The organism is Kitasatospora sp. NPDC054939, from assembly GCF_053610105.1.
In genome coordinates this window covers 25,787-35,563 of record NZ_JBSGXP010000086.1, presented here as the reverse complement: position 1 = coordinate 35,563, position 9,777 = coordinate 25,787, and the positions used below count along the sequence as shown (strand labels likewise).

The 9,777-nt window shown below is 74.1% G+C and carries 11 protein-coding genes; 3 read left to right on the top strand and 8 right to left on the bottom strand.

Annotated features, from left to right (window positions below; all coding sequences use genetic code 11):
• Positions 1 to 49 precede the first annotated feature (49 nt).
• Positions 50 to 688: a hypothetical protein gene (locus ACWGB8_RS23480; protein WP_452215518.1), complete on the bottom strand. Its 639-nt coding sequence runs from the start codon at positions 686 to 688 to the stop codon at positions 50 to 52.
• A 298-nt stretch (positions 689 to 986) separates the two neighbouring features.
• Between ACWGB8_RS23480 and ACWGB8_RS23475 the strand changes: the two genes are divergently transcribed.
• The 3 genes from ACWGB8_RS23475 (at position 987) to ACWGB8_RS23465 (ending at position 2,224) form a co-directional block, all read left to right on the top strand.
• Entirely contained in the window at positions 987 to 1,331 is a 345-nt protein-coding gene (locus tag ACWGB8_RS23475) for a rodlet layer protein (protein ID WP_452150852.1), read from the top strand.
• Positions 1,332 to 1,409: 78 nt separating this feature from the next.
• The gene (locus tag ACWGB8_RS23470) at positions 1,410 to 1,754 is read left to right on the top strand and encodes a rodlet layer protein (RefSeq protein ID WP_452215517.1); all 345 of its coding nucleotides are present in this window, start codon (positions 1,410 to 1,412) and stop codon (positions 1,752 to 1,754) included.
• Positions 1,755 to 1,960: 206 nt separating this feature from the next.
• Positions 1,961 to 2,224, top strand: coding sequence for a hypothetical protein (locus ACWGB8_RS23465; protein WP_452215516.1), 264 nt, complete (start codon positions 1,961 to 1,963; stop codon positions 2,222 to 2,224).
• A gap of 111 nt (positions 2,225 to 2,335) precedes the next feature.
• Here ACWGB8_RS23465 and hemB read toward each other — a convergent pair whose 3' ends face one another.
• The 7 genes from hemB to ACWGB8_RS23430 all read right to left on the bottom strand — a co-directional run bounded on the left by hemB (position 2,336) and on the right by ACWGB8_RS23430 (position 9,694).
• Positions 2,336 to 3,322, bottom strand: a complete 987-nt coding sequence (gene hemB, locus ACWGB8_RS23460) for a porphobilinogen synthase (protein ID WP_452215515.1) — start codon at positions 3,320 to 3,322, stop codon at positions 2,336 to 2,338.
• Between the two features lie 80 nt (positions 3,323 to 3,402).
• Entirely contained in the window at positions 3,403 to 5,073 is a 1,671-nt protein-coding gene (locus tag ACWGB8_RS23455; RefSeq protein WP_452215514.1) for a uroporphyrinogen-III synthase, read from the bottom strand.
• Positions 5,070 to 6,080, bottom strand: coding sequence for a hydroxymethylbilane synthase (hemC, locus tag ACWGB8_RS23450; protein ID WP_452215513.1), 1,011 nt, complete (start codon positions 6,078 to 6,080; stop codon positions 5,070 to 5,072). The genes ACWGB8_RS23455 and hemC overlap by 4 nt, the downstream gene beginning before the upstream one ends.
• Before the next feature lie 41 nt (positions 6,081 to 6,121).
• Positions 6,122 to 7,462 (bottom strand): glutamyl-tRNA reductase, encoded by a 1,341-nt coding sequence (locus tag ACWGB8_RS23445; RefSeq protein WP_452215512.1) that lies wholly within the window; start codon positions 7,460 to 7,462, stop codon positions 6,122 to 6,124.
• Positions 7,463 to 7,493: 31 nt separating this feature from the next.
• Positions 7,494 to 8,381, bottom strand: coding sequence for a redox-sensing transcriptional repressor Rex (locus ACWGB8_RS23440; protein ID WP_452215521.1), 888 nt, complete (start codon positions 8,379 to 8,381; stop codon positions 7,494 to 7,496).
• Positions 8,382 to 8,488: 107 nt separating this feature from the next.
• Positions 8,489 to 9,259, bottom strand: a complete 771-nt coding sequence (locus ACWGB8_RS23435; RefSeq protein WP_452215511.1) for a 3'-5' exonuclease — start codon at positions 9,257 to 9,259, stop codon at positions 8,489 to 8,491.
• A gap of 150 nt (positions 9,260 to 9,409) precedes the next feature.
• Positions 9,410 to 9,694, bottom strand: coding sequence for a glutaredoxin family protein (locus ACWGB8_RS23430; RefSeq protein ID WP_452215510.1), 285 nt, complete (start codon positions 9,692 to 9,694; stop codon positions 9,410 to 9,412).
• Positions 9,695 to 9,777: the final 83 nt, after the last annotated feature.

The window sequence follows — 9,777 nt, the reverse complement described above, 5'->3', positions numbered from 1 at the left end:
AGCCCGGTGCCCGTCCGGACGGGCACCGGGCTCGGCCGGCGGCGCGGGGTCAGAACGCGGTCTGCTGGAGCACGCCCGTGGCGGTCGCGGTGGTGGTCGCGGTCAGGTTCTCGACCGAGTCGGTCACCGAGATCCGCTCGTCCTCGTTGCCGAGGGTGGCCTTGGCGCCGGGCACGGCCTGCACCGCGCCGGTGATCAGGCGCGGGTCGACCTCGTCCACCTTGAGGCTGCCGTCGGCGAGCTGTCCGGTGCCGTCCTGGGCGAGCGCGAGCGGCTTGCCGAGGCCGAGGCCGGGGGTGTCGGCCCTGAGCGGCGCGGCGGGCGCCTCGACCAGCAGCTCGCCGAGGTCGGCGGCCTCGTCGACGATCGGCAGCGGCAGCTCCGCCTTGGCCGTGGGGCCGACCTTGCCGGTGCCCAGCGGCGGGACCAGCCGCTCGGGGAGCAGGGCGTCGCCGGTGGTGTGGGCGGGCACCGGGGGCATCACCAGGGAGCTGGGGATGCCCCCGGAGATCCGGCTGTCCAGCGGGGTCAGCGGCACCTCCACCGGCACCTGCTGGGTGGCCAGCCGGTCCTCCAGGGCCCCGACCTGCTCGGGGGTGAGCCCGGCCGCCGACGCGGCCCCCTGGGAGGCGACCATGCCCGCACCGACCGCCAGCAGCATCGCGCCGGCCCGCTTGGAGAACTTCATGCTTTTCACCGTTCCGCCTGTCCGTACTGGAGATCCCTGTGCGCCGGCTGCAGGGCGCAGCCGAACGCAATCTGCCTCAACGAGCCAGCCGGGTGACCATTGCGCCGATTAACCTGTTCGGCTCAATAATCCGACCGGAAAGGGGCTGGTCGGAGCGCCTCCCGGAAATCTTCCGAAATCCCCGTAACCTTCCGGGTCGTCATTCTTTGATCTCAATGTCAGTGACCGCAGACCGGGTCTGAGTGCTGTACGCGCTGTACGCACGGAAACCAAGAGCATTTCAGAGAGGGATCTCCCCATGATCCAGAAGTCCTTCGCCGCTGCCGGACTGGCCGCTGCCGCACTGGCCGCCACCGCCGCCCCCGCGTCGGCCATCGGCAACGCGGACGGCGCCGCCGGCTCCTTCCAGGGCAACGGCGGTACCAACTACACCGGTACGCACGGGGACAACAGCCCGAACTTCCACTTCCTGGACAACCCGAACATCTGCCTCCCCGAGATCCACAACATCTCGGTCGCGGTGCTCGGTGTGGCCGTCCCGGTCGAGGTCCCGGTCGCGAACAGCGGTGGCAAGCAGATCTGCTCCGTTGGCCAGGGCACCCAGAGCAAGGGCGACGGCGGCGTCTCGCACCTCGTCGGCTGACCTTCCGTCCCGTCTGCGCCACCCTCCTGAACCACCCTTCGAATCGCTCCCCGATTCACCCCCGAGAGGAAACCCGAAATGATCAAGAAGTCCCTCGCCGCCGCCGGCCTGGCCGCCGCCGCCATCGCCATGTCCGCGGGCTCCGCCGCGGCCATCGCCGACTCGGACGGCTCGGCCGTCTCCGTCCAGGGCAACGGCGGCACCAACGCCACCGGCACCCACGGCAACGGCAGCCCGAACTTCCACACCCTGGACAACGCCAACGTCTGCCTGCCGGAGGTCCACAACATCGCCGTCGCCGTCATCGGTGTCGCGGTGCCGGTCGAGGTCCCGGTCCTCAACAGCACCCCGAAGCAGATCTGCAACGTCGGCCAGAACACCCAGTCCTCGGGCGACGCGGGTATCTCGCACCTGATCGGCTGATCCAGGGACGCGGCACGGCCGGAGGGCCCGGGGGACGTGTCCCCCGGGCCCTCCGGGCATCCGAGGCATCGAAACTCCCGGGTGGGCCGTCCGAGTGCGGTTCGTTCGGGTGAGTGGCCGCCGGCCCGGCGCGTGCAGGGGCTCCGGGCACGGCGGCGTGTGATCACGTGTAGTCGCAGGACCCGTTCCGCAGAGAGGACCGATCCATGAAGAGCAAGCTGGGCAAGGCCGTCCTGACCGTCGCCGGCGCGCTGGCGCTGGCCGGTGCCGCCACTCCGGCGTTCGCGCACGTCGGCGTCGTCGGCGGCGGCGAGTTCGTCGCCTCGGCCGACCCGGTGTTCCTGGCCGGCGAGCGGTGGGGCATCGCCCACACCGACAGCATCGTCGCCGGCTTCCACGAGTGGGGCGCCGCCACCTCCACCGACCTGGTCGGCGGCCAGGAGGGCTTCGCCGACGTCGCCGGCTGGTGAGGTGACGGCATGACGGAGGCCGGGCCCGGGGGATCGGGCCCGGCCTCGGCCGTGCGGTCGTCCTGGCGCCGTCCCGCCGCCGTCCTGGGGGGGGCGGGACGGCGGGGGCCGTCAGCGCTCGCGCAGCGCGGCGGCGGCGTCCATCGCCCAGTAGGTGAGGATCTGCCCGGCGCCGGCCCGGCGGATCGAGGTGAGGGTCTCCATGATCATGCGGTCCCGGTCGATCCAGCCGTTCGCGGCGGCGGCCTCCACCATCGCGTACTCGCCGGACACCTGGTACGCGGCGACCGGCACCGGTGAGGCGTCGGCGACCTGCCGCAGGATGTCCAGGTACGCCATCGCGGGCTTCACCATCACGAGGTCCGCGCCCTCGGCGAGGTCCTGCTCCAGCTCCCGCAGCGACTCGCGGGCGTTCGCCGGGTCCTGCTGGTACGACTTGCGGTCGCCCTTCAGCGAGGAGCCGACCGCCTCCCGGAACGGGCCGAAGAAGGCCGAGGCGTACTTGGCGGTGTAGGCGAGGATGCCCACGTCCTGGTGGCCGGCCTCGTCCAGGGCCCGGCGGACGACGCCGATCTGGCCGTCCATCATCCCCGACGGGCCCACCAGGTGGACACCCGCGTCCGCCTGCACCCGGGCCATCTCCGCGTAGCGCTCCAGCGTCGCGTCGTTGTCCACGCTGCCGTCCGCCGCCAGCACGCCGCAGTGGCCGTGGTCGGTGTACTCGTCCAGGCAGAGGTCGGACATCACCACCAGCGCGTCGCCGGCCTCCGCGACCACGTCGCGGATCGCCTGCTGCAGGATGCCGTCCGGGTTGGTGCCCTCGCTGCCGACCGCGTCCTGGACCTCAGGGACGCCGAACAGCATCACCCCGCCCAGGCCCGCCTCGGCGGCCTCCACCACGGCCTTGCGCAGGGTGTCGCGGGTGTGCTGGACGACCCCCGGCATCGAGGAGACCGGCACCGGCTCGCGGACGCCCTCGCGGACGAACAGCGGCAGGATCAGCTCCGCGGGGTGCAGCCGGGTCTCGGCGACCAGGCGGCGCATCGCCGGGGTCGACCGCAGTCGGCGCGGGCGGACGTACGGGAATTCAGCGGACACGGCTTCTCTCTCCGAACGGTTGTGCTGCGCCGGGGGCGGGCGGGCCGCCCCCGGCGGGGTCCTGCGGGCTCGACGGCGCCTCAGCGGGCCTTGCGGCGCGAGCCCGGACGGCGCTCGCTGGGCCGGTAGACCGGCTCACCGGCCGCGACGGCGGCATCGCGGCGCTTGGCCCCGAAGTCTGCCAGGGCCTGCGCCAGGGCGGCCGCCGACGGGGCCGGGGCCATCACGTCGACCCGCAGGCCGTGCTCCTCGGCGGTCTTGGCGGTCGCCGGGCCGATGCAGGCGATCACGGTGACGTTGTGCGGCTTGCCGGCGATGCCGACCAGGTTCCGCACGGTCGAGGACGAGGTGAAGAGCACCGCGTCGAAGCCGCCGCCCTTGATCGCCTCGCGGGTCTCGGCCGGCGGCGGCGAGGCGCGCACCGTCCGGTACGCCGTCACGTCGTCGACCTCCCAGCCCAGCTCGACCAGGCCCGCCACCAGGGTCTCGGTGGCGATGTCGGCGCGCGGCAGCAGCACCCGGTCGATCGGGTCGAACACCGGGTCGTACGGCGGCCAGTCCTCCAGCAGGCCGGCCGCGGACTGCTCGCCGGAGGGGACGAGGTCCGGCTTCACGCCGAAGTCCACCAGCGCCTGCGCGGTGGTCTCGCCGACCGCGGCGACCTTGATCCCGGCGAAGGCCCGGGCGTCCAGCCCGTACTCCTCGAACTTCTCCCGGACGGCGCGCACCGCGTTCACCGACGTGAAGGCGATCCACTCGTAGCGGCCGGTGACCAGGCCCTTGATGGCCCGCTCCATCTGCTGCGGGGTGCGCGGCGGCTCGACCGCGATGGTCGGCACCTCCTGCGGCACCGCACCGTACGAGCGCAGCTGCTCCGACAGGCCGGTGGCCTGCTCCTTGGTCCGCGGGACCAGGACGTTCCAGCCGAACAGCGGCTTGGTCTCGAACCAGGAGTGCGACGAGCGGTGCACGACCTGCTCGCCGACCACGGCTATCACCGAGGTCGCCGGGTCCACCGGGGCGGAGACCGGCGAGGGCAGCACCCGGGCCGCCTTGAGGTCCGCCGCGATGGTCGCCAGGGTCGCGGTGAAGGTCCGCTGGCGGGTCGTGGTGCCGGACAGCGTCGCGCTCAGCGCCGACTCCGGCTTGCGGCCGTTGGACACCAGCGCGTTGGCGGTGGCCGGCAGCTGGCCCAGGGTGGTCCGCACCACCAGGGTGGTCTCCGGGGCGCCCAGGTCCACCGGGGTGCCCGCCAGCAGCGCGGCGCCGTCCACGAAGCGCACGTCCGTCCCGCTGCCGCCGCGCAGCGGCACACCCGCGTACGCCGGCACGCCGACCGACTGCGCGACGCCCGGGATCACCTCGAACGGGATGCCCTCGCCCGCGCAGCTGAGCATCTCCTCGGCCGCGCAGCCGTCCAGGCCGGGGTCGCCGTCGACGGTGCGGACCACGTGCTTGCCGGCCTGCACGGCCTCGGCGACCAGCCGGGCCAGGTCCAGCTCCGCGGAGCCCTCCGCGCCCGGGGTGTGCACCTGCACACCGGCCGGACAGTGGCTGCGCACCGCGGCGGCGGTCAGCGGGTCGGCGACCAGGATGTCGGCGGAGGCCAGCACCTCGACCGCACGCAGGGTCAGCAGCCCCGGATCGCCGGGACCCGCGCCCAGGAAGGTGCAGCGGCCGCCCGCGGCGTGCGGGGGTCCGAACGGGCTGTCCGCCGGGAACGGGCTGTCGGTGGCGGTGGTGGGGCTCATCGGGCTCGCTCCCCCATCAGAGTGGCCGCGCCCGCGTCGAGCAGCCGGGCGGCGAGGGCGTGGCCGAGGGCCGACGCCTGCTGCACGGCGGTCTCGTCGAGGACGATCGGACCGTTGGCGGACATCTTCAGCAGGGTGGCGCCGTCGACGGTGCCGACCACGCCCTCCAGCCGCAGTTCGTTGGCGTGGCCCCAGGTGGCCAGCGCGGCGACCGGCGCGGAGCAGCCGGCCTCCAGTGCGGCCAGCAGGGCACGCTCGGCGGCCACCGCGACCCGCGTGGGGGCGTGGTCGAGGGCCGCCAGGGCGGTGGTCAGTCCGGTGGCACCGGCGGTGCACTCGATCGCGAGCGCGCCCTGGCCCGGGGCCGGGGTCATCAGCCCGGGGTCCAGGTGCTCGGATATCTCGCCGCCGCGGCCGAGCCGGTTCAGGCCCGCCGTGGCCAGCACGACCGCGTCCAGCTCCCCGGAGGCGACGAAGCCGATCCGGGTGTCGACGTTGCCGCGGATCGCGACGGTCTCCAGCGAGGTCCCGCGCTCCGCGGCCCAGGCGTTCAGCTGCGCCATCCGGCGCGGCGAACCGGTGCCGATCCGGGCGGTGCGCCCGGCCCCGGCCAGCTTCTCCACCAGCTCGCCCAGGGCCAGGCCCTCGGACGCCACCAGGGCGTCGCGGGAGTCCTCGCGCTCCGGGACGGCCGCCAGCACCAGGCCCTCGGGGGCCGCGGTCGGCAGGTCCTTCAGGGAGTGCACGGCGAAGTCGATCCGGCCCTCCAGCAGGGCGTCGCGCAGCGCGGAGACGAACACCCCGGTGCCGCCGATCTGTGCCAGCGCCTCCCGGGAGGTGTCGCCGTAGGTGGTGATCTCCACCAGCTCGACGGGGCGCCCGGTGACCCGGGTCACCTCGCGGGCGACCATGCCCGACTGGGCCATGGCGAGCGCGCTGCGCCGGGTGCCGAGCCGCAGCGGTGCGGCGTCCGGCCCGGCCTGCTCGGTGAGCGGTTGACCATTCATGAGGTGATCGTCCCGGTGGTACTCGTGGGATGGCTGACGGTTCATCTGGCGCCCCCGCCCGCGGGCTGGGGCCGGCCCCCGACGGGGGTGCCCGACACGGCGTGCACGGCAGCCGGGTCGAGGTCGAACAACTCGCGCAGCGCGTCCGCGTAGGAGGCGCCGCCCGGCTCGGCGGCCAGCTGCTTCACGCGCACGGTCGGCGCGTGCAGCAGCTTGTCGACGACCCGGCGGACGGTCTGCGTGATCTCCGCGCGGGAGCGCTCGTCCAGGTCGGGCAGCCGGGAGTCCAGCCGGCCCAGTTCGGCGGCGACGACGTCCGAGGCCATCGCGCGCAGCGCGACGACGGTCGGGGCGATCCGGGCGGCCCGCTGGGCGGCCCCGAACGCGGCGACCTCGTCGGCCACGATGGTGGTGACGGCGTCCACGTCCCCCGCGCCGGGCGTGGCGGCGTGGGCGTGCGACAGGCTCTCCAGGTCGACCAGCAGCGCGCCCGGGAGCTCGTGCACGGCGTGGTCGACGTCCCGCGGCATGGCCAGGTCGAGGAAGGCCAGCGGCTCGGCGCCCGCGCGGGCGGCCACCGCGGCGGCGACGTCCTCGGCCCGGATCACCGCGCCGGCCGCGCCGGTGCAGGAGATCACCAGGTCGACGTCGGCCAGCGCCTGCGGCACCTTGGCCAGCTCGACGGTACGGGCCGCGCCCGGGCCGAGGATCTCCACCAGGCGCTCGGCGCGCTCCGGCGTGCGGTTGGCGATCAGCAGGTCGGTCACCCCGGAGCGGACCAGGGTGGCGGCGGCCAGCGAGCTCATCGATCCGGCGCCGACCACCAGGGCACGCTTGCCGGCGATCTCGCCCGCACCCAGCGCGATCTGCTCCAGGCCGAAGGTCACCAGCGACTGCCCGGCCTTGTCGATGCCGGTCTCGCTGTGCGCCCGCTTGCCGACCCGCAGCGCCTGCTGGAACAGCTCGTTCAGGCCGCGCCCGGCGGTGTGCTCCTCCTGCGCCTTGGCCAGGCCGTCGCGCAGCTGGCCGAGGATCTGGCCCTCGCCGACCACCATCGAGTCCAGCCCGCACGCCACCGAGAACAGGTGGTGGACGGCGCGGTCCTCGTAGTGGACGTAGAGGTGCGAGGTCAGCTCCTCCAGGTCCACCCCGCTGTGGTGGGCGAGCAGCAGCGACAGCTCGGCGACGCCGGCGTGGAACTTGTCCACGTCCGCGTACAGCTCGATCCGGTTGCAGGTGTTCAGCAGCGCGGCCTCGGCCACGCTCGGGGCGGCCGCGGCGTCGTGCAGCAGGCGGGTCGGGACGTCACCGGTCAGCGCGGCGCGCTCCAGCACCCCGACCGGCGCGGTGCGATGGCTCAGTCCGACGACGAGAAGGCTCATGCCCGCCCCCTGGTGCCACAGTTCTCGGTGCTCACGCCGGCATCACCGCGGAGAGGTCGCCCTCGGGGCCCTTGGCGGCGGGGTTGCCCTTCGCCGCCTCGGACTCGGCCTTCGCCTGGTCGGCTGCCGTCCGGCCCTTGCCGCCGGTCGCCCGGCGCAGCTTGGCCGCCGCCGCCCGGACCGGACCGGGGGCGCGGTCCAGCACGGACTCGCTGGGGGCCGGCTCCTCGCCGGCCTTCCGCTGCTCGTGGAACGCCAGGATCTGCAGCTCTATGGAGAGGTCGACCTTGCGCACGTCCACGCCGTCCGGGACGGTCAGCACGGTCGGGGCGAAGTTGAGGATGCTGGTGACGCCGGCCTCGACCAGCCGGTCGCAGACCTGCTGGGCGGCACCGGGCGGGGTGGTGATGACACCGATGGAGACGTGCTGGTTCTCCACGATCTCCTCCAGCTCGTCCATGTGCCGCACCGGCAGCCCGGCCGCGCTGCTGCCGACCACCGCCGGGTCCGCGTCCAGCAGGGCGGCCACCCGGAAGCCGCGGGAGGCGAACCCGCCGTAGTTGGCGAGTGCGTGGCCGAGGTTCCCGATGCCGACGATGACGACCGGCCAGTCCTGGGTGAGGCCGAGCTCGCGGGAGATCTGGTAGACGAGGTACTCGACGTCGTAGCCGACACCGCGGGTGCCGTACGAGCCGAGGTAGGAGAAGTCCTTGCGCAGCTTGGCGGAGTTCACCCCGGCGGCGGCGGCAAGCTCCTCGGAGGAGACGGTGGGCACCGAACGCTCGGAGAGCGCGGTGAGCGCCCGCAGATAGAGGGGAAGGCGGGCGACGGTCGCCTCCGGGATGCCCCGGGCACGCGAGGGTCGGCGCGCGGCGCCCTGCTCGGGCGTCTGCGAACTGCTCTGTGGTGATCGGCCGATTGCCACGGTGCTCCTGTGGGTGAAGCTGGGCTTAGGCAGCCAGGCTATGCGTTTGTGAACGTGTGCACAAAGATGGTGTCCGATTTGTCCGTGCACAGTGATGCGCATCACGCCCTGGACCCCATAGCACCGCTCCCCCTCAGCACGGCCGCCGGGGCCTGCACAGCAGCCGTCGGCCGCCCGTACGGCAGCTCCCGGCGCACCAGTTGCACCGGCACCCCCGGCTGTCGCGACCGCGCCCGGGCCAGCTGCGGCCACGGCACCCCGGCCGCCGCCCGCAACGGCTCCGACCAGTCCGCGGGCAGCGGCGCCGGCCCCGCCCAGCCGCCCCGCACCGCGCAGTGGCGCAACAGCTCCGCGGTCGCCCGGGCGTCACCCAGCGCCGTGTGCGCCGCGAAACCGCCCAGGCCCGCCGCGGACACGCAGGCCGCCAGGCCGAAACCGCCCGCCTCGGGCAGGTGCGCCCGGGCCAGCCGCATCGTGCACAGCAGCGGGACCGGCGGCATCGGCACCCCGATCCGGGCGAACTCGCGACACAGGAAGGCGTGGTCGCAGGTCACGTGGTGGCCCACCAGCACCCGGCCCGCCAGCAGCTCCAGCAGCTCGGGGGCGATCTCGCGGAACCGCGGGGCGCCCTCGACGTCGCCCTGCTCGATCCGGTGCACATGGGTCGGGCCGACCGGGCCCAGCGGGTCGAGCAGGGTGCAGAACTCGCCCTCCGGGTGCAGCCGCTCGTCCAGCAGCACGACCGCGATCTCCACCACCCGGTGGCGCCACGGGCTGCGACCGGTCGCCTCCACGTCCACCACGGCGAACCCCCGGGCCCCGACCGGGGCTGCGGGCAGCCCGGGAACCGGGCCGGCGGGGCCGGGAAGCATGGCGGCACTCCTCGCGTGCTCAGCCCCCCACGGGCGCAAACGAGTTCGATCGTAAGCCGAGCGACGGCGGCTGCTCCAAGCCGAGCACGCGGATTCTTCGCAACGATTCGGCGACCGACCCCCGCCGTCCGGCGGGGGTGCCGTGCGGGGTCAGGCGGTGAGGGCCTTGCGCAGGCGGTTCTCGTCCACCCTCCAGAAGTCGTGCTGGCGGCCGTCGATCAGGGTCACCGGGATCTGCTCCCAGTAGAGCCGGTACAGCTCCTCGTCCTGGGTGATGTCCCGCTCCTCGAAGGCCGCGCCCAGCTCGCCGGCGACCCGGACGATCACCTCCCGGGCGTCGTCGCACAGGTGGCAGCCCGGCTTGCCGACCAGGGTCACGGTCCGCTCGGAGGGCTTCGGGCTCGGGTTCTTGTCGCGTCGCAGCAGAGGGCTCACCCCGCCATTGTGCGCCGTCCTTATGCCGTACCGGACCGGCCCGGGGGGTAACGCGGCGGCCACGGACCGTCCCCCGGTCCGAC

What these genes read in the sequence shown, in the direction of transcription:
- ACWGB8_RS23455 (WP_452215514.1), bottom strand. Translation starts at nt 5,073, where the DNA reads ATGAGCCCCACCACCGCCACCGACAGCCCGTTCCCGGCGGACAGCCCG.
- ACWGB8_RS23475 (WP_452150852.1), top strand. Translation starts at nt 987, where the DNA reads ATGATCCAGAAGTCCTTCGCCGCTGCCGGACTGGCCGCTGCCGCACTG.
- ACWGB8_RS23435 (WP_452215511.1), bottom strand. Translation starts at nt 9,259, where the DNA reads ATGCTTCCCGGCCCCGCCGGCCCGGTTCCCGGGCTGCCCGCAGCCCCG.
- ACWGB8_RS23470 (WP_452215517.1), top strand. Translation starts at nt 1,410, where the DNA reads ATGATCAAGAAGTCCCTCGCCGCCGCCGGCCTGGCCGCCGCCGCCATC.
- ACWGB8_RS23445 (WP_452215512.1), bottom strand. Translation starts at nt 7,462, where the DNA reads ATGAGCCTTCTCGTCGTCGGACTGAGCCATCGCACCGCGCCGGTCGGG.
- ACWGB8_RS23480 (WP_452215518.1), bottom strand. Translation starts at nt 688, where the DNA reads ATGAAGTTCTCCAAGCGGGCCGGCGCGATGCTGCTGGCGGTCGGTGCG.
- hemC (WP_452215513.1), bottom strand. Translation starts at nt 6,080, where the DNA reads ATGAATGGTCAACCGCTCACCGAGCAGGCCGGGCCGGACGCCGCACCG.
- ACWGB8_RS23465 (WP_452215516.1), top strand. Translation starts at nt 1,961, where the DNA reads ATGAAGAGCAAGCTGGGCAAGGCCGTCCTGACCGTCGCCGGCGCGCTG.